Annotated in this window: 15 protein-coding genes; 7 read left to right on the forward strand and 8 right to left on the reverse strand. The window is 57.8% G+C overall.

Going from position 1 to position 18,420, the window contains the following annotated elements; translation table 11 throughout:
* Positions 1 to 11: 11 nt before the first annotated feature.
* Positions 12 to 884, reverse strand: coding sequence for an oxidoreductase (locus FAES_RS23940; protein WP_015333782.1), 873 nt, complete (start codon positions 882 to 884; stop codon positions 12 to 14).
* 82 nt (positions 885 to 966) lie between these two features.
* Entirely contained in the window at positions 967 to 1,869 is a 903-nt protein-coding gene (locus FAES_RS23945; RefSeq protein ID WP_015333783.1) for a helix-turn-helix domain-containing protein, read from the reverse strand.
* Between the two features lie 237 nt (positions 1,870 to 2,106).
* On the opposite strand from FAES_RS23945, the gene FAES_RS23950 reads away from it, so the two are divergent.
* From FAES_RS23950 to FAES_RS23970, 5 genes are all read left to right on the forward strand, one after another.
* Positions 2,107 to 2,895, forward strand: coding sequence for a 2Fe-2S iron-sulfur cluster-binding protein (locus tag FAES_RS23950; protein WP_015333784.1), 789 nt, complete (start codon positions 2,107 to 2,109; stop codon positions 2,893 to 2,895).
* A gap of 120 nt (positions 2,896 to 3,015) precedes the next feature.
* Positions 3,016 to 4,023, forward strand: coding sequence for an FAD binding domain-containing protein (locus FAES_RS23955; RefSeq protein WP_015333785.1), 1,008 nt, complete (start codon positions 3,016 to 3,018; stop codon positions 4,021 to 4,023).
* Between the two features lie 34 nt (positions 4,024 to 4,057).
* The gene (locus tag FAES_RS23960) at positions 4,058 to 6,178 is read left to right on the forward strand and encodes a xanthine dehydrogenase family protein molybdopterin-binding subunit (protein WP_015333786.1); all 2,121 of its coding nucleotides are present in this window, start codon (positions 4,058 to 4,060) and stop codon (positions 6,176 to 6,178) included.
* Between the two features lie 158 nt (positions 6,179 to 6,336).
* Positions 6,337 to 7,449, forward strand: coding sequence for an acyltransferase family protein (locus tag FAES_RS23965; RefSeq protein WP_015333787.1), 1,113 nt, complete (start codon positions 6,337 to 6,339; stop codon positions 7,447 to 7,449).
* Between the two features lie 187 nt (positions 7,450 to 7,636).
* Positions 7,637 to 8,434 (forward strand): DoxX family protein, encoded by a 798-nt coding sequence (locus tag FAES_RS23970; protein ID WP_229364528.1) that lies wholly within the window; start codon positions 7,637 to 7,639, stop codon positions 8,432 to 8,434.
* A 25-nt stretch (positions 8,435 to 8,459) separates the two neighbouring features.
* Here the strand turns inward: FAES_RS23970 and FAES_RS23975 are convergent, their stop codons facing one another.
* The 3 genes from FAES_RS23975 to FAES_RS23985 all read right to left on the reverse strand — a co-directional run bounded on the left by FAES_RS23975 (position 8,460) and on the right by FAES_RS23985 (position 13,393).
* Positions 8,460 to 9,194: a hypothetical protein gene (locus FAES_RS23975; RefSeq protein ID WP_148289442.1), complete on the reverse strand. Its 735-nt coding sequence runs from the start codon at positions 9,192 to 9,194 to the stop codon at positions 8,460 to 8,462.
* Between the two features lie 165 nt (positions 9,195 to 9,359).
* The gene (locus FAES_RS23980) at positions 9,360 to 9,740 is read right to left on the reverse strand and encodes a hypothetical protein (protein WP_041258346.1); all 381 of its coding nucleotides are present in this window, start codon (positions 9,738 to 9,740) and stop codon (positions 9,360 to 9,362) included.
* Between the two features lie 206 nt (positions 9,741 to 9,946).
* Entirely contained in the window at positions 9,947 to 13,393 is a 3,447-nt protein-coding gene (locus tag FAES_RS23985; protein ID WP_015333791.1) for a ThuA domain-containing protein, read from the reverse strand.
* A gap of 210 nt (positions 13,394 to 13,603) precedes the next feature.
* On the opposite strand from FAES_RS23985, the gene FAES_RS23990 reads away from it, so the two are divergent.
* Entirely contained in the window at positions 13,604 to 14,350 is a 747-nt protein-coding gene (locus FAES_RS23990) for an NUDIX hydrolase (RefSeq protein WP_015333792.1), read from the forward strand.
* Positions 14,351 to 14,673: 323 nt separating this feature from the next.
* Here FAES_RS23990 and FAES_RS23995 read toward each other — a convergent pair whose 3' ends face one another.
* From FAES_RS23995 to FAES_RS24005, 3 genes are all read right to left on the reverse strand, one after another.
* Positions 14,674 to 15,588 carry a helix-turn-helix domain-containing protein gene (locus tag FAES_RS23995; protein ID WP_015333793.1) on the reverse strand — a complete coding sequence of 305 codons (915 nt, stop codon included), beginning with the start codon at positions 15,586 to 15,588 and terminating at the stop codon, positions 14,674 to 14,676.
* Between the two features lie 12 nt (positions 15,589 to 15,600).
* Entirely contained in the window at positions 15,601 to 16,494 is an 894-nt protein-coding gene (locus FAES_RS24000; RefSeq protein ID WP_015333794.1) for an NAD(P)H-binding protein, read from the reverse strand.
* Between the two features lie 109 nt (positions 16,495 to 16,603).
* Complete coding sequence (locus FAES_RS24005) at positions 16,604 to 17,161, reverse strand: cupin domain-containing protein (RefSeq protein WP_015333795.1); 558 nt, start codon at positions 17,159 to 17,161, stop codon at positions 16,604 to 16,606.
* Between the two features lie 269 nt (positions 17,162 to 17,430).
* Here FAES_RS24005 and FAES_RS24010 point away from each other — a divergent pair, with 269 nt between their 5' ends.
* Positions 17,431 to 18,387: a UTP--glucose-1-phosphate uridylyltransferase gene (locus FAES_RS24010; RefSeq protein ID WP_041258347.1), complete on the forward strand. Its 957-nt coding sequence runs from the start codon at positions 17,431 to 17,433 to the stop codon at positions 18,385 to 18,387.
* Positions 18,388 to 18,420: the final 33 nt, after the last annotated feature.

The raw sequence follows: 18,420 nt of genomic DNA on the forward strand, positions 1-18,420 counted from the left end.
AGGTCAATACGTTACGCCATAGCCGGTTCCGTAAAATCGGTCGATTGCGTGAGCGTTTTCCACGTAGTCATATCGGCCTGCAACGAGGTGATCTTCGCTTCGGTCACGGCGTAGGCATCCCGCCCGAGTAGCAGGTGCAGGGGTGGGTTGGCTTCTCCCGCAATCTGAATCATGGCTGCAACGGCCTTTACCGGATCGCCCGGCTGGTTACCCCTGATTTGCGACTGATGCGCTTCCTCCGACTCACGTACCTGCGTGTAGTCGCTCAGCTTGTCGCCGGCCGTCCGCAGCGACCCCGACGCCAGGAACTCGGTGCGGAAGTAGCCCGGCTCTACAATCGTGACCTTAATGCCAAATGGGGCCGCTTCGGCCGCCAACGATTCCGACAAGCCTTCGACGGCAAATTTGGTGGCGCAGTAAATGCCCCAGCCTGGAAAGGCGCCCGAGATACCGGCAATCGATGAAAGGTTCAGGATATGCCCGGACTGCTGTTTCCGCAGCTGCGGCATCACCTGCCGGATCACGTTCAGGGTACCGAAGACATTCACCTCGAAATTGGCGCGGGCCTCTTCGTCGGTCAGCTCTTCCAGGGCACCGACCTGCCCGTAGCCCGCATTGTTGACGACCACGTCGATCCGGCCAAAGTGGGCAATGGTTGCCTGAATCGCCTCCGCGACGCTTGCTTCCGTGATCAGGTCGACCGTCATTGGCAGAAAATCAGCCGATTCGATACCGGCAGCCCGGCGTAGCTCGGCCCCGTCGCGGGAGGTAGCCGCCACCCGATGCCCCTGCTGGATTAGTTGATGAACGAGTTCGAGCCCGAAGCCTTTCGAGGCTCCGGTTATAAACCATACTTGGATTTGCTGTTGTGATTGATTGGTCATGTTCGTACCTGGTTAACGGTCACAAAAGTAGCCGCTCAGTCAGCGCAGGCGCTTACTCGATTCAAGCAGATACTTACCAAATTCAAACACGACGAAAAGCAGAAGGGGCCATGCCCGCTCGCTTTTTAAAGAAATAATTGAAATGCGCCGGTTCGTCGAACCCCAGGCTATAGCCGATCTCGGCGATGTTCCAGTCGGTATGGCGCAGCAAGGCTTTTGCCTCGCCCGCCAGGCGGTCGGCAATGTGGTCGGTGGTGGTTTTGCCGGTCGTATCGCGGACGCAGCGGTTAAGGTGGTTGACGTGCACCGAAAGTTGCTGGGCAAAGTCGCCCGCCGAACGTAGGGTAAACCGCTGCCCCGGCGACTCGATGGGAAATTGCCGTTCGAGCAGCTCGATAAAGATAGCCGTTAACCGCGCCCGGGCGTCGGGGTGGTGATACAACGCATCGGACGGGCGCAGCTTGAGCGCGTAGTGAATCAGCTCGGAGACGTACGTCCGAATCAGCTCATATTTGAAGGCATAGCCCGATGTGAGTTCGGCGAGCATCCGTTCGTAGAGGGCACTCACCTCCCGGTCCTGATCGGTAGTAAGTGGGTAGGCGGGCTTACCGGCCGGGCTGAAGACCGGCAAATCGGTCAGGTTGGCGCTAAACCGACCCGCAAAAAACGCCTCCCGAAAAATGCAGAAATAACCCGACGTGTCTTCGGCCACCGGTTGCCAGGTATAAGGCACCTGCGGGTTGAAAAACAACAGCGTGGGGCCGTCGATCTCGATGCTTTTGTCAGCGTAGTGATAGACGTTTTGGCCCCGGATGAGCGAAATCTTGTAGAAATCCCGTCGGCTATACTGCACCGGACTGGCGTTGGGGGCCAGGCATTCTTCCAGCCGAAACACGTTCACCTGCCCAATGATGGCCTGTAGCTCGTCGGGTAAGTGGTTGAATTTGTGCTGATAAAACTCCTCGAGGGTCTCTGTCTTGGGCATAGCCAAAATTACTAAATTCAAATCAAAACCTACAGCCAGGCACCACTTTGCGGCTGTACCCGTGACCCCGTTTATGGCGGGCGGTTCGCCGCAAAACTACCCGATGCGGCCAAAGCGTGGGCTTGTTGGTAACAACCAGTCGTTTAGATCGTTTTATACCCTAGTTATACCCTAGGCGGCTTATCCCCGCCACGCCTTGGTGCAACGTACCCAAACCTTGTTTTTCAGAAGAAGCGCATGCTGGACGAAAACGAAACCCCTGACCTGACGGAGGACGAGAAGAAACTGTTTGCGGACCTGATGCCCGACGACCTCAGCGAGATCCTCGACACGGGCGTCAACCGGCGGCATTTTCTCAAACTAATGACCCTCGCGGGCGGCGGCATGCTGGCAGCGCAGTCTGCAGTGGCCGAGCAGTTGCTGACCCGGCCATTGAGCGAAACGCCCGCCGCCGACCTCGCCCCCACGGCGATTGAAAACGGCGTCGAGGTGGCGTTTAAGGTAAACGGAACAGCCCGCAAGCTAACCGTCGACTCGCGCATGACGCTGCTCGATACGCTACGCGAACGCCTCGACCTGACGGGCTCCAAGAAAGGCTGCGATCATGGTCAATGCGGCGCCTGCACGGTCATCGTCGACGGGCAACGGGTGCTGTCGTGTCTGACCCTGGCCGCGAGCTGCGAGGGCAAAACCGTACAGACCATCGAGGGACTGGCCAAGGGCAACACCCTTCATCCCATGCAGGAAGCCTTCCTGAAACACGATGGGTTCCAGTGTGGCTTCTGCACGCCCGGCCAGATTTGCTCAGCCGTAGCGGTGCTCGACGAAGCCCGGCGCGGCGACGCGAGTTACGTGACCACCGACGTGCGGAAGAAGCCTGGGCCGGTACAACTATCACCCGACGAAATTCGGGAGCGCATGTCGGGCAACCTGTGCCGGTGCGGCGCTTACCCCAACATCGTGGCGGCCATCCAGGAAGTGCATACCGGCAAACCCGTTGAGCAACAATTCCGCTTTACGGCCTAGCCTACCAACGAGATCCAATTCCATCTGCTGCCAGTCAGCAATTCATAAAGCAACAAAGACCTCCTCAACTCCCCTCCCCTGTCTTTCAGGGGAGGGGCTGGGGGTGGGGTCCACTACTCGATGCGACCGTTCACCTATTCCTGTGCCAAAGACGCCACCAACGCGCTGACGCAACTGGCTGGCAACCCCACCGCTAAATTCCTGGCGGGCGGCACCAACCTGCTCGACCTGATGAAGGAAGACGTGGAGCGGCCTACCGCCCTGGTCGACATCAGTGGGCTTAAACTCACCGAGATCAAATCCATCACGATGGGCGCTACCAGCGGCGGCGTGTCGATTGGCGGACTCGGCAAAAACACCGACGCGGCCAACCACCCGCTCATTCGGCAGCAGTACCCGTTGCTGACGCAGGCGATTCTGGCGGGGGCGTCGGGGCAGATTCGGAACATGGCGACCAACGGCGGCAACCTGTTGCAACGGACCCGCTGCCCTTATTTCTACGAGGTGTCGATGCCCTGCAACAAACGGGCGCCCGGCTCGGGTTGTGGCGCGCTGGAGGGCGTCAACCGACTCCACGCCATCTTCGGTTGGTCGGAGAAATGCGTGGCCGTGTATCCATCGGATATGGCCGTGGCGCTGGCGGCGCTGGATGCCGTGGTGCGGGTGCGCAACGCGCAGGGTCAGGAACGTACTATCGCCTTCACCGACTTTCACCGGCTGCCGGGCGACAAACCTGAGCAGGACACTAACCTGCAACCGGGCGAGCTGATCACGGCGATCGACCTCCCCAAAAACGCCCTTGCGGACCATTCGTATTACCTAAAAGTGCGCGATCGGGCCTCCTACGCCTTTGCCCTGCTATCGGTAGCGGCCGGGCTGGAACTAAGCGGTAACACGATTAAGCAGGCGCGAATTGCGATGGGCGGCGTGGCGCACAAACCCTGGCGCGCCCTGAAAGCCGAGCAGTTTCTGGTCGGCAAAGAAGCCACGGACGAGAACTTTAAAGGTGCCGCCGACGCCGAAATGGCCGACGCCAAACCGCTGGAACACAATAAATTCAAAGTAGAGCTAGGCCGACGAAGCATCGTGCTGGCCCTGCAAACAGCCCTGAACGGCGGCAAAGCGTAAAAGAGTGCCTACCCGGTTAACCGCAACAACTCGCATGAACACCAAATCCATCGGCACGCCCGTTAGCCGCATCGACGGTATCGCTAAAGTGACCGGCAAAGCCACGTATTCGACCGATTTTCCGGTGAAGAACCTGGCCTATGCCGTACTGTTCAAAAGCACCGTTGCCGCCGGCACGATCCGCGACATCGACACCGCCGCAGCCGAAAAAGCACCCGGCGTACTGGCTGTGATTACCCACAAGAACGCCCCGAAACTGAACGTAAACGGTGGTCTGCGCGGCGGTGCCCTGTTGCAAAGCCCCGAGATCGAGTTTCACGGACAGCATATCGGGCTGGTAGTCGCCGAGACTTTCGAGCAGGCCCGGTACGCGGCGCGGCTGGTGACGACCACTTACGATAAAAAAGACGCCAAGGTCGACTTTGAGAAGCTAATGGGGCAGGCCCAGATGCCGAAAGACAAAGACAAGGCCGACGCCAAACGGGGCGATGCCAAAGCGGCGTTGCGTCAGGCAGCGATTAAGGTGGAGGCGGTCTACGAAACACCTATCGAGCACCACCACCCGCTGGAACCCCACGCCACCATTGCCGACTGGAACGGCGACCGGGTCACGCTTTACAACAGCTCGCAGATCGTCAACGGGGCGCAGAGTGCCGCTGCCGCCACGCTCAACCTGAAACCCGATCAGGTACGTATCGTGTCGCCCTTCATCGGCGGCGGTTTTGGGTCGAAAGGCGGGCAGTGGGCCAATCTGGTGCTGGCGGCCGTAGCGGCCAAACAGGTGAACCGGCCCGTGAAGCTGGCACTGACCCGGCAGCAGATGGTCAATTCGGTGGGACTACGGCAACACAACGTACAGAAGGTGAGCCTGGCCGCCACGCCCGACGGCAAGCTGACGGCGCTGGCGCACGAAACCACCACCCACAGCGCCATCAACAACGAGTTTATCGAACCCTGCGGCGACTGCTCGAAGATCCTATACGACGTACCCAACTCGCTCATCAGCTATCGGGTGGTGCCCATGAACCTGATTCTGCCGACCTACACGCGCGGCCCCGGCAAATCGACGGGTAGCTTCGCGCTTGAATCGGCGATGGACGAACTGGCCTACGCGCTGAAGATGGACCCCATTGAGCTGCGGCTGAAAAACGAGCCCGAACGCGACCCGTCGAACGGCAAACCCTGGTCGTCGCGAACGGTGGTGCAATGCCTGCGCGAGGGAGCCAAGGCGTTTGGCTGGGACAAGCGAAAAGCGGAACCCCGGCAGAATCAGCAGGGCAACTACCTCATCGGCTACGGCGTCGCTTGTGGCACGTACCCAGCGCATCAGCGGCCCACGTCGGCCATTGTGAAGCTGAAACGGGCCGGCAACGATGTGCTGGCGACCGTCGAGCTGGCCGCCGCCGACCTCGGCACCGGTACGTATACCATCCTGACACAGACCGCCGCCGACGCGCTGGGTATACCCATCCAGCACGTGAAGGTGCTCATCGGCGACTCCAACCTGCCCCCGGCAGCCGGGGCGGTGGGTTCCGTGGGCGCGTCGAGTTACGCCAATGCCGTCAATGAAGCCTGCCAGAAGATTACGTCGGAACTGGTGCTCCGCTCGGGCAAGCAGTTTTTTGCACCACCGACCGCCATGCAACTGATGCTGGCCGAGAAAATCACCGAGTACCAGACGCGGGTCGATACCAAACCGATGGAAGAAGCGGAGCAGTATTCGGCGCATAGCTTCAACGCCAATTTTGCGGAAGTCGCCGTGAACGCCTCGACCGGCATGGTGCGCGTGACCCGGTTTCTGGCCGTGACGGGCGCGGGCACCATCCTGAACCCCAAAACCGCCCGCTCACAGATTATCGGCGGCAACATCTGGGGCATCGGCATGGCCCTGACCGAAGAATCGGTAACGGACCCGCGCTGGGGCAATTTCGTAACCCGCTCCTTCGCCGATTACCACGTACCCGCCAACCTCGACATCGGCGACCTCGACGCCATCTTCATCCGCGAAGACGATCAGCGGGCCAACAAAATGGGCGTCAAAGGTATCGGTGAAGTGGGTATCGTGGGCGTAGCTGCCGCCGTCGCCAATGCCGTGTTCAACGCCACCGGAAAGCGGGTACGCGAGCTCCCCATCACCCCCGACAAGCTGTTGTAACATACCTGAACAGCAGAGGCCCTGTTTCAATTGTATATGAACGATATACAGGAAACGGCGTGCCCCAACGTGCAGCTGTAGCGATAAAGTAACTAAAGATTGTCGTCCATTCCTTCTTTAGTCTGTTTATCGCGTTGTGGTGACGCGTCGCTGTCTTGATGAATAACAACGAACTGAGTACAAAGCCGCATTACCAGATTTTGGATGGGCTGCGGGGGGTAGCCGCCATCATCGTGGTGCTGTTTCACCTGACTGAGCCGCTTGCCAGCAGCCACCTCGACAACAAGGTCAATCATGGGTACCTGGCCGTCGATTTCTTCTTTCTGCTGTCCGGTTATGTCATCGGGTATGCCTACGATGATCGATGGGACACCTTAACCATCGGTGGCTTTCTCCGGCGCCGGTTCGAGCGGCTGCAACCCCTCGTTGTGCTGGGCATGACGCTCGGGGCCATCGGCTTTTACTTCACCGACTCAACCATCTGGCCGCTCATTCACACCGTGCCCGTCTGGAAGCTGCTCGTCGTGATGCTCATCGGCTACACGCTGCTACCCATACCGCTGTCGATGGATATACGCGGCTGGCAGGAAATGCACCCGCTCAATAGTGTCGGCTGGTCGTTGTTTTTCGAGTATATAGCCAACATCCTCTACGCCCTGGGGCTCAGGAAATTATCGAATACAGCCCTGTCTTGCTTTGTCACGCTGACGGGGGCGTTGCTGGTCCATTTTGCACTGACGAACCCCAACGGTGACGTCACCGGCGGCTGGACACTCAACGTCGAGCACATGCGCATTGGCATAACGCGCACCCTGTTCCCTTTCTTTGCGGGGCTGCTGCTGTCGCGGGTAGCGCGGCCGACTCGCATCAGGCATGCGTTCGGCTGGTGCAGCCTGCTGGTAGCGGCTGTCTTGTTTATGCCACGAGTGGGCGGGGCCACCCACCTCTGGCTGAATGGCCTGTACGAAGCGGGTTGCATCATCGTTGTTTTTCCGCTCATTGTCTACATCGGGGCCAGTGGTGTAGTACACAGCCGGACGGAAGAACGGATCTGCCAGTTCCTCGGTACCCTATCTTACCCCCTATACATGACCCACTACGTGCTGGTCTATTTCTACGTGGCCTGGGTCAGCAACCACAAGGGCATCACGTTGGGGCAGGCGTGGCCCTACGCCCTGCTCACCTTTTCGGGCGCTATCGTCTTGGCCTATGCCAGTTTGAAGCTGTACGATGAGCCGGTACGAGCCTGGTTGCGCAGAAAGCTGGCGTAACCGGCAGAAGCAAACCGGCCAGGTCACCCCCCTGCCTACAGAAGGCTAGCCTTGGGCGAGCCGTGCCCGACCGGCGGGGCTTTTTTTTCGTACAACATTCTACGAGTTACCTGTTGGAATTGAGTGAATTTAAAAAGTACTTTGCTTTACAAAGCACTAGAACGTACCTAGCGCAGCCGAGTGCGTCATGGCAACGACTGCGCTGGGTACGTTCCGCCAAAACCAACGTCTATCCGCACCCCGACGGGTGCTGCTCGCTATGGCTCTTTCTTCTACGCTCGACCGGATTCATGCGCAGGTAACCCACAACCGCTGGCTGCGGTACTTTACGGTATTCGTCCGGCTGGCGCTGGCGGCGGGCTTCTTGCCATCGGGGTACGTGAAAATTGCGGGGGAACGGTTTACCTCGCTGTCGGTGAACCACCCGATGGGCAACTACCTGGAAGCGCTGCACCATACCGGCTATTACTACACGTTTATCGGCATTGCCCAGATGACAGCCGCCGTTTTGCTGCTCATTCCGAGAACGGTGCTGCTGGGGGCGCTGCTTTATTTTCCCATTATCCTGAATATCTGTATTCTGTCGTTGGCGGTCCGCTTCGAGGGGTCGCTGGTGACGTCGCCGCTGATGGTGCTGGCCGACCTGTATTTGCTTTGCTGGCATTACGACCGGCTAAAGTTCATCCTTGTGCCGACTCCGGTTGCCGACGCGGCGGCTCACAAACCCGTATTGAGTAACCGCTTCCCGATCGGCTTTCTGGGCGGTGTGTTCGCCACGATGGTCCTCGTCGTGCTGACCGTCACGACCATATACGACCTGATGCCGCGCAACACCCTCGGCGACTGTCAGCGGCAGTGCCCGGACAGCAGCAACCCCGCCGCCTGTGAGCAATTCTGCGACTGCATCCATACGCAGGGCAAACCCCTCTCCCACTGCCTCGACGCCTACAACAAAGCCAACGCGCTGGTGGGTCAGGCCAGGTGAATTACGCAGACACCTTCCGGTACCGTCACTTGTTTTTGGCTGCTTGTATGCCAATAAATTGAAAGTGGTCGGCTGTCAACTGATACAGTATACGCCGATTCGATACCTTACCCTCGTCATTGACAACGGGTATGGCGACGATTTTCTGCTTCGCATCATACGTGATCAGTTGAAGCGGACGTTCGGGCCGGTCGACGACACTGGAAAAATCAAAGTCGACATCGATTCGGGCGAATGATTCGCGTTTGGTTCTGAATAGCGCGTCTGTGGTGATGAGCCGGTTCTTGTCGACGCGGTAAACGGCGATGGACTGCCGGGCATCTTTCGTCGAAAAAATGCTGTTTTCCACGGCCAGATAGTACCGCCCCTTACCCACGTCGACGGTAAAGATGGCCGAGCAGAAACTGCCCGCATCGCCTTCTTCCTTAGCACGGCTAGGTACGTTCACCACTACCTGACTACCATTCTGCCATTGATAGGCTGTATTGAAAGAGCGCATCGTCCCACCCAATTGATCGTCCCAACTGTATATCCTGAACCTCCCGTCGGCTGACGTCACCACGCGCACACCATTGTTGGCCGACAACTGCCGGAATGGGTAGGTGAGCGTTTGCGGGTTTGCCTTTAGCAAGCTTACAAATGCCTTGTCGAATTGAATGCTGTAGCGGGTCCGTTTGTCGTAATCGGTCTCCCCAAGTCGCGCCCGCAGGGCGACCAATCGCGTTTCGTCGGCCACTAACTGCCCGGCTTGTTGCGCCACTGCCTCCGAGGAACTGGCAAATAGCCATACTATAATTCCTACTAAAAAAACGCTCGTTGGCCCCATACCCGTTCTCTTTGCTTGACCGTTGGCAACAAAAAAACCTATAAGGTCTGGACGGGGCCGCCCAGACCTTATAGGTTTAATAAAAAGGCAATCGTGCTTTTAGTTCTTAATGCGCTTGGCAGTGGCGTCGAACATACCGTTCATGATTGAGCCTTTCAGGTTATCATCGTCGACTTTGTTCAGCTCCATCGCAATGTTATATCCCTGCGCCGTAAACGTCAGGTTCAGCTTGTTGGCACTTTCTTCGATGCTTTCGATGGGAATCTTCGCAGCGTTCGCGTCAGCCGGGGTCAGTTGGCCGGTCAATTTGCCGTCTTTGCGGACCAGATCGGCCACCATTTTGGCATCACCATTCGGCGTACCCACGATCACGATGTCCCACTTACCGGCGTAGAAATCGTCGGGGGCGATCCGCGACGTAAAACCCATGGCAGCTACGCCAATGAACAACAGGAAAAGGAACAGATTTAGCTTTTTCATGAGGTAAACGGTTAGAAGGTTATTAGTGGTCATTGGTAGTCATTAGCCTTCGGCGTCATTTGCTGCGCGTCATTCATGGTCATTGGCTACGCCGTTGTTGGTTGCATTTACGACGAATGACCATGAATGACAACCAATGACAATGAATGACGGCGCAGCCAAATGACCACCAATGACGCCGAAGGCTAATGACGGCGCAGCCTAACTTATTGCCCGACGGAGCCCAGCATCACTTCGGTACCCATCACAATCATCAGGGTGCCCGTTGGTTCGGCGGGGTTCACGAAAACGAGGTACACATCGTGCGGTTTGTTGTCGAACGGCGTCGGCAGCTTCACCGGGATCATCAGTTGCGACGGGTTGAAATCCATCTTCTCCGAGGCCGTCAGCATGGGCGATTCACCGATCAGTTTGCCGGTCGGGCTGTCGAGCCGTAGTTCGATCTTACCGCCTTTAGCGTTAACCTGCGGCTTGGGGGCCATCGCCATCACGCGCACCGCCGTTACACCGGTCAGGTCGGTCTGTTTGAGGCTCATGTACGCACCCGACTTGGCCGGCATCGCCAGGTTATTGCCCCCGAACGACATCTTGTTCACGTTGTCGTACTGATCGAAGCCGTGGGCATCGACTTTGGCGTTCCGCAGCACATACGTTTGCTCCGACCGCAGCGATGGCAACCCTTTGGCGCCTTTGTCTTCGTACGACGCCCGCACGATGTATACGCCTTTGCCTTTGTCACCAGCGGGCAGCTTGGCCGTGTAATCGCCCTTCACCGGCAGCGAATTGGTAGCCGCATCGCCCGACAGGCTCAGAATGTACTTGACCATGTCGGCCGCATCGGCGGTTGCCAGTTGTGGGTGGGCCGACATCGGCGTTTCGCCCCAGACACCCGCGCCACCGGCGATCACTTTCTTCGTCAGGCGTTCCACCGCCGAGTTGTCGCCTTTGTACTTCTTGGCCACGTCTACGTAGGCCGGCCCGATCGACTTCTTCGAGATGCTGTGGCAGCCTTTGCAGTCGCTCGCTTCGATCAGCTTCTTACCACCGGCAAACAGGGCGCTGGCATCGGCCGAGCGGTGCCCCTGCGCAATGGCCACTTTGTCGTAGCCTTCGGCCAGGTAGTCGATGTTGACCGCTACGCGCTCGGGGTCGATGCCCTTGCCGAGCGTGCCGTCTTCTTTATCCCGCACCTTCACGTCGTAGCTAAACGGCTTATCAGGCGTGAAGAACGACTTGTTGCCGCCGGGCATATCCACGCTCAGCACGGGCGGTTCGTTACCCACCGTGATGTCCATCGATTGGCTCGACACGCCACCTTTGCCGTCGTTGACCGTGAGCGCCGCCTTATACGTACCTGGCTTGGCGAGCGTCAGGTTGGCATCGGGCGTGTTGATGACCTTGGTAAAGCCGTTTTTCGACGTGATTTTCCACGTATACGTCAGGTTATCGCCGTCGGCATCGGTCGTGCCTTTGGCCGTGAGGTTCAGCGCCAGCGGGGCCGAGCCACCCTGCTTGTTAGCCGCCACCTGAAGCTGTGGCTTGCGGTTACCGCCGTTGTACTCGATCCGAATCAGCCGGGCGTCGTCGTTGGCCGAAAACCAGCCCGAGCCGTATTCGAGCATATACAGGTCTCCGTTATCGGCAAACTCCATATCCATCGGGTTGCTGAATTTATAGCTCGGCATAAACCGCTCCATCGACTGGTAGTTGCCGGCTGCGTCCATCGTTACGGCCATAATCCAGCCGCGCATCCAGTCGTAGGTCAGCAGCTTGCCGTTGTAATAGGCCGGGAAGGCGTTGGGTGATCCCTTGAAATCGTCGGCATAGAACACCGGCCCGGCCATGGCGTTGCGACCACCGGCGCCCACCAGCGGAAACTCGGGCGAGGCGTCGTAGGGATACCAGATAAAGGCTTTCTGCGCCGGGGGCAACGTGGTCAGGCCCGTGTTGTTGGGCGAGGTGTTGGAAGGCGCATTGGCGTCCCACTTCTCACCTGACTTGGACGCGGCAAAGTCGTATTTATTGTAGGCTTTGTTGTCGCCCACAAAGTGCGGCCAGCCGAAGTTACCAGCTTTGCGCGCCTGCCCGACCTCATCGTGACCGGCCGGTCCGCGATCGGCGCCGGGTTTGGCGGCGTCGGGGCCAACTTCACCCCAGTAGACGTACCCAGTGCGGGGGTCGACCGAAATGCGGAACGGGTTACGGTGGCCCATCGTGTAGATTTCGGGGCGGGTCTTTTCGGTGCCTTTGGCAAACAGGTTACCCTCGGGAATGGTGTATGTGCCGTCGGGTTGGGGCTTGATGCGAAGGATCTTGCCGCGCAGGTCGTTGGTATTGGCCGACGATTTCTGGGCATCCCAGGCGCTGCGGCCTTCCCGCTCGTCGCTGGGGCTGTAGCCGTTCGAGCCGTGGGGGTTGGTGTTGTCGCCCGTCGAGAGGTACAGGTTGCCGACCCGGTCCCAGGCAATGGAGCCGCCCGTATGGCAGCACTCCTCACGCTGCGTGGGTACGTCGAGCATTTTCTTTTCTGACGCCATCACCAGCTCATCGCCGCGCAGTTCGAAACGCGACAGCACGTTTTTCGACTCCTTGGGGTCCGAGTAGTACAGGTAGATCCAGTGGTTCTGGGCAAAATTGGGGTCTTTATTGAGGCCCATCAGCCCATCTTCCCCCATCGACTCCTTGCCTTCCTTGCTCACGTACTTGATGCTGACCGGCAGCTTGGCGATGGTTTTCAACTCCTTGGTTTTGGTGTTGTAGAGCCGCACTTCGCCTTTGCGCTGAATGAACAGGATCCGGCCATCGCCCAGCACGCTCAGTTCCATCGGCTCGTCGAGTTTCTCTTCCAGCACTACCTTGGCAAAGCGGTTTTCTTCGGGACGGGCTTTGGCAAAATCCAGTGATTTGGGCGAATCGCCACCCGAGGTGTAATTGATACCCGCCCACAGGTGATTCAGGAAGAGCGTCTCCGAAAACGACTCGTCGGTATGGCCCATCGCCGTGTAAAACGAGCGCCCGCCGTCGAACTCCTGATACCAGCTCATGGGGTGGAAATCGGGATTCTTGCCGCCGGTGTAGCTCTTTTCATCGATCGTCAGCAGCACGTTGATCTTCGGCGAAATGTTCTTGAAGCTGTAAAATTCATCCGAGCGCTCAAACTCGTCGGGCATGCCTTGGGTGGCCCAATGGTTTTTGAGCTTGACCATGAATTTGCCCTTCTGCACGTTGTTGGGCATCGGGTGATCCAGAAAATAGGCTCCGGCCAACTGGCCATACCACGGCCAGTCGTATTCGGTGTCGGTGGCGGCATGGATACCCACGTACCCACCACCCGCCTGGATGTAGCGCTCAAAGGCCGACTGCTGCTCGTTGGTGAGCACGTCGCCCGTGGTATTCAGGAAAACAACGGTGTTGAACTGCTTCAGATTCGACTCGGCAAACTGGGCAGCATCTTCCGTGAAACGTACCTCGAAGCCCTTCTCCGTAGCCATTTTGGCCAGCGCTTTCTTGCCCGCGTCGATCGACTGGTGGCGGAAAGCGGCCGTTTTGCTGAAGACGAGTACATTACGTTTGGGAGCCTGCGCGAAGGCAGTCTGCACCAGACACCACATGCCAAAAGCCAACAGGCTGATGGTAAAGGACTTTTCTCGCATATTGATTGGCGTTTTTACTCAACGAATGGAGCAAAGGTAAACGAGAAACTTTCGTATTGTCTGAAATATAGACAATAAATTTTGTCCAATTCAATACATTTGTAGTACCACCCACTGGCACTTGCCTAAGCACCATCGTACGGGCGTATTCGCCGTTTCCGATGTAGTCCCTAGTTTACGAATTCCCCACAGCGGCCAGCCAGACCAACCATGCACGCACAACCAGCCATCAATTACATCCATCAGCTTTCCATCGATTGCGTCATCTTCGGCTATCAGGACAAACAGCTTAAAGTGCTAGTGCCCAAACTGGACTTCCGGGGCGATTTCTGGGCGCTTCCCAGCGGCTACATTTTGCAGGACGAAGGCATCGACGAAGCCGCCCGCCGCATTCTGGAGGAGCGCACCGGCCTGCGGGCCATTTACCTGGAGCAGTTCAGGGTATTTGGTAACGCCCATCGGAGTAACCGGGATTTCATGGATCGGTTGCTCCGGCAAAACGAAGCCCGGATGATCGAGCGGGGCCTCGACCGGCAAGCGCTCGAATGGGTGACCCGTCGGTTTGTGTCTATCGGCTATTACGCGCTGGTTGACATCAACAAAGTGATCCCTCAAAAAAACCACATCGACGAGTCGATCGAGTGGTACCCAATCGGGCAATTACCCACGTTGATCATGGACCACCACGACATGGTGACGCACGCCCTCGATACCCTGCGGCTGCACCTGGATGAGCACCTGCTGGCGTTCAACCTGCTGCCCGAGACGTTTACGATGAAGGAGTTGCAGGAACTCTACGAAGCCATTTTCGACAAGCCGTTTGCCCGCAATAATTTTCAGAAAAAGATGCTGGATATGAACGTGCTGGAACGCCTCGAAAAGAAGTTTACGGGCGCGGCCAACAAAGCGCCCTACCTCTACCGCTGGCAACGCCCCGAGCGGGCACTGATCAGTTGAACGACCAGTTCAGTGTGAAACAGATGGCGGCCCGTTCAGGACACTAAGAATCAACCTTGGACGCCGACTTTTCTACAGATTGAGACAGAAACGTCTTAAACCGATCGAAGGTCATACCGTACGTTTCCTGGGAGATGCGCTCTCGTATTTCACGAAACGTCTTGACAGTGTCAAATGCTTTATGTTTTCTATTCTTCGTTTTCATACCCAATAATATCTTTTGGCGAACGGATTTCAAGGGTCTGATACCGATACCTCCCTCAAAAACTGACGTGTCCAAATAGTAGCGCTGTGTCGTATCACGAAAGTAGCCAATAGCCTGCTCAGTTGAACGACTGCCGGAAGGCCAGGGGCGAGAGGCTGGTTTTTGCCTTGAATAACTTGCTGAACGACTGCGGGTGCTCGAACCCTAACGCGTAGGCGATTTCGCTAACCGACAAATCAGTGATCGACAATTTTTCCTTCGCTTTTTCGATCAGCTTATCGTGGATGTGCTGCTGCGTGCTTTGGCCGGTCAGGGTGCGCAGCAGACCACTCAAATAGTTGGGCGATACGTTCAGCGCGTCGGCAATGTACTGCACCGTAGGCAACCCGTTTTTCTCGATCGAATCACCGTCGAAACAAGCCGCGAGTAACGCCTCCAACCGGTCCAGGATCTGGTGGTTGGTTATTTTCCGGGTGATGAACTGCCGGTGATAAAACCGCTCGGAATAGTTGAGCAGGGTTTCCAGCTGCGAAATGATGATTTGCTGGCTGAATTGATCGATGTTGGCCTGGTACTCCTGGTTGATGGTCTGGATGATGCCCGTTAGGGTAGCCTCTTCTTTCTCAGACAGAAACAGGGCTTCGTTGGTAGAGTAGTCGAAATACTCGTACTGCTTAATGGTTTTGGCCAGCGGCGTATTCCACAGAAAATCGGGGTGGATGAGCAGAATCCAGCCCGAGTGGTGAAAGCCAGCCCCCGGATTGATCGAATAGACTTGACCGGGGGCCATGAAAAACAGCACGCCTTCCTCAAAATCGTAGACCTGCTGACCGTATTTCAACTGGCCGTTGGTCATGCGTTTCAGGGCAATGGAATAGAAATGCTGCACCAGGGTCTTCGGCTCCTCATCGCCTTTCGATTGGATATCCGCCACGTTGATCACGCTGATCAGCGGGTGTTGCGGGCGGGGCAGGTTCCTGAACTGGTGATACTCCCGGATCGTCTTGAGCAGATGGGGTTGGTTGCCGACCATGATGCAGGTACGTTATGACGGTTGATTGAACGCAGTAGCAAACTCACTGGCGAACGCCTCCAGTTTGACGCTGCCCAGCGCGGGTTTGTGTCGGTAATAGTCAGTGGCCATCGCCCCGCTGCGCAGGCTGGTATACATCTCGACCAAACCGGTGGCCAGAATGGAAGGCAAGCCGTTGGCTTCCATGCCCTGCTGCACCTGCTCGTCAGAGATCAGCACCCAGGCCAGATCCGGCTGACCGATCGCTGCCCCCAGAACGCGCGCCACCTCGTGGCCGGTTCGTTCGTCGCTGCCCACATAGCGGATTTTTCTAGAGTCGGTAGCGGGCGTGCCCAGTTCGTCGGCAATGGCGGCGGCAATATCCACGGGCGCTACCATCGGAATAACATCGTCGCCTCCGTAATTGGCCATAATGCGACCCGTCTGTTTGATCATCCCGATGAACGCATTCAGATTGTAGTAAAAATACGTCGGGCGCATATGCGTGATCGCGACCCCGGTCAGTTCGTTCAGAATGTGTTCGGCGTCATACGCCCCCAGAATAATCCCTGTGCCCTGGTCGAGGTCGGCGCCAAAGCTGCTCAGGTGAATCACCCGCGGCACGCCCGCCTGCCGGATAGCGTGGGCGTAGTTGCTCGCGATCTGGCTGTAATGCGCCCGGCGATCAGGCTCGGCGAAGTGGGCCGGCGGGATCATGCAATAGACCGCATCGGCACCCGTGAAGGTGGCTGTCAGGAAGTCCACGTCGTCGATGGTGCCAATAGCGGCGGTAGCCCCCAGCGCGTCGATGTCGGGTTTCCGGTCGGGGCTGCTGCTGACCACCGTGACCCGGTGTCCTTTCTCAATTAATTCCTGCGTCAGGGGCTTGCTGATATGGCCCAGCGACCCGGTTACGATAACGTTCATCTTCCTGTTTGTTTGGTGGCAACAAAGGTCAGGATCGATAAACGGGGCGGTGTAGCCAAATCTACGCTTATTGTAGTCGAAACGGCCCTGGGCAGGTTACCAGCCCCGACTAGTTCGCGGTCACCGGAGCGGGTGCATCGCTGAAATGGTCGTACTTCTTCAGCAGCTTACCCGTCGCGTAGATGATCGGGATGACGACCCGCCGCACAAACCGGGGCATATCGATCATGTCGTACTCGCTGGCATAGCGGGTCAGCAGGTAGGCCGCGTCGAAGAGTTCGGGCCGTAGGCTATTCGACTTTTTCTGCGCCGCAAAAATGGCCGACAAATAGAAGACAAGCGTGTTGGCGGGCTTCACCCAGGCGGTGCACTGAAGTGCATCGGTGCCGGCGTTCCAGAATCGGTGGGCCTCACCGCGTTTGAATAGGATTGTTTCGCCCACACCGGCAAACTGCTCGGGTTGCCCCTGAATCTGGTAGCCGATCGTGCCCTTCACCACCGTGAAGCACTCTTCCTGAAGCCAGTGCACGTGCATGGGCGGGCCGCTACCCGGCGCGACAAAATTTTCGCCCAGCAGCTTGTCGCCGTCGGGCTCGCGAACAACGCCCAGGAAGGTGAGGCGCTCCCCCTGGCTGTTTTCGATGGTGTATGGATACGTGGTGTTCATGGTAGTTGCTGTTTATATGACAAAGGTGGGCACCCGCTTTTCCCACCGGCGCGGCCACACCGATGAACCGGCAGAAGCGGCCGATGGAGCCGCCTTTCCACCCGATGACCACGTACCCAGCCCTGCCCAAACGTACCTGTTGGACTACCCGGCAACGTACCTACGCAATCCATTGCATAGACCAACGCAGCGAATTGGCCCACCTATTGGGTTCCGTGCGTCTTTTTGGCAAACTTTGGGCTTCCAATTGTCTCTGCCGTCTGTTGTCAATGAAAATCAGAAAAGCCGTTATTACCGCTGCCGCCCGGGGCGAGCGCCTGTACCCCGTTGCCGATACCATTCAGAAAGCCATGTTGCCGGTGATCGACACCGACGGCCTGCATAAACCCGTGCTTCAGGCCATTGCCGAAGAAGCCTTCCTGAGTGGTATCGAGGAAATCTGCGTGGTCTGCGCACCCGGCGACGGCCCGCGCTACGTCAGTGCGTTTACCTCCCTGCGGGATAACCTGGTGAAGTCGTTCAAAGACGTAGACTGGGCGCGCGAAGAAGCCGACAAGATCGATCAGCTCATCAGCCGCACGCAGTTTATCGAGCAGCCCGAACCGCTAGGCTACGGTCACGCCGTACATTGCGCCAAACCGTTTGTCAACGACGAACCTTTTCTATTGCTGCTGGGCGATTACCTCTACGTCTCGAACCTGATCGGCAAGCGCTGCGCCACCCAACTGATCGAGCTGGCCACGCAGGAAAACTGCTCGGTATCGGCCGTGAACCCCACCATCGAGCATCAGATTGGCCGCTACGGCACCCTCACGGGCAAGCACGTACCGAACCGTAGCGGCGTGTACCAGATCGAAAAACTAATCGAGAAGCCGTCGCTGAGCGTGGCCGAGCTGGAGTTGCAGACGCCCGGCCTACGCGTGGGCTATTACCTCTGCTTTTTCGGGATGCACGTGCTGACCCCGACGGTGTTCGACATCCTCGAGAAACACATCGCGCGCGGGCAGGCCAACACACCGCTGACGCCCGCGCTCCAGGACCTCGCCGACACGGAGACGTACCTGGCGCTGGAAGTGAAGGGCAACCGCTACGACCTGAGTGGCCGCAATGGCCTGCTACGGGCGCAAATGGCGCTGGGCCTGGCCGGCGAAGCCCACGACGAAACGCTGTCGTCGATGGTCGAGATCCTGGCCGAAGCCAATTCCCGCAAGGCCCAATTGGGGTAAATACCATTGTCTACGCCGGCAATACCCCCCGCC

The sequence above is a fragment of the Fibrella aestuarina BUZ 2 genome, from assembly GCF_000331105.1.
GTDB classification, from domain to species: Bacteria; Bacteroidota; Bacteroidia; order Cytophagales; family Spirosomataceae; genus Fibrella; species Fibrella aestuarina.

Excerpts from the sequence above, each read along its gene's own strand:
- FAES_RS23965 (WP_015333787.1), top strand. The coding sequence starts at position 6,337 with ATGAATAACAACGAACTGAGTACAAAGCCGCATTACCAGATTTTGGAT.
- FAES_RS23960 (WP_015333786.1), top strand. The coding sequence starts at position 4,058 with ATGAACACCAAATCCATCGGCACGCCCGTTAGCCGCATCGACGGTATC.
- FAES_RS23980 (WP_041258346.1), bottom strand. The coding sequence starts at position 9,740 with ATGAAAAAGCTAAATCTGTTCCTTTTCCTGTTGTTCATTGGCGTAGCT.
- FAES_RS23990 (WP_015333792.1), top strand. The coding sequence starts at position 13,604 with ATGCACGCACAACCAGCCATCAATTACATCCATCAGCTTTCCATCGAT.
- FAES_RS23945 (WP_015333783.1), bottom strand. The coding sequence starts at position 1,869 with ATGCCCAAGACAGAGACCCTCGAGGAGTTTTATCAGCACAAATTCAAC.
- FAES_RS23985 (WP_015333791.1), bottom strand. The coding sequence starts at position 13,393 with ATGCGAGAAAAGTCCTTTACCATCAGCCTGTTGGCTTTTGGCATGTGG.
- FAES_RS24005 (WP_015333795.1), bottom strand. The coding sequence starts at position 17,161 with ATGAACACCACGTATCCATACACCATCGAAAACAGCCAGGGGGAGCGC.
- FAES_RS23950 (WP_015333784.1), top strand. The coding sequence starts at position 2,107 with ATGCTGGACGAAAACGAAACCCCTGACCTGACGGAGGACGAGAAGAAA.
- FAES_RS24010 (WP_041258347.1), top strand. The coding sequence starts at position 17,431 with ATGAAAATCAGAAAAGCCGTTATTACCGCTGCCGCCCGGGGCGAGCGC.
- FAES_RS23970 (WP_229364528.1), top strand. The coding sequence starts at position 7,637 with ATGGCAACGACTGCGCTGGGTACGTTCCGCCAAAACCAACGTCTATCC.
- FAES_RS23995 (WP_015333793.1), bottom strand. The coding sequence starts at position 15,588 with ATGGTCGGCAACCAACCCCATCTGCTCAAGACGATCCGGGAGTATCAC.
- FAES_RS24000 (WP_015333794.1), bottom strand. The coding sequence starts at position 16,494 with ATGAACGTTATCGTAACCGGGTCGCTGGGCCATATCAGCAAGCCCCTG.
- FAES_RS23955 (WP_015333785.1), top strand. The coding sequence starts at position 3,016 with ATGCGACCGTTCACCTATTCCTGTGCCAAAGACGCCACCAACGCGCTG.
- FAES_RS23940 (WP_015333782.1), bottom strand. The coding sequence starts at position 884 with ATGACCAATCAATCACAACAGCAAATCCAAGTATGGTTTATAACCGGA.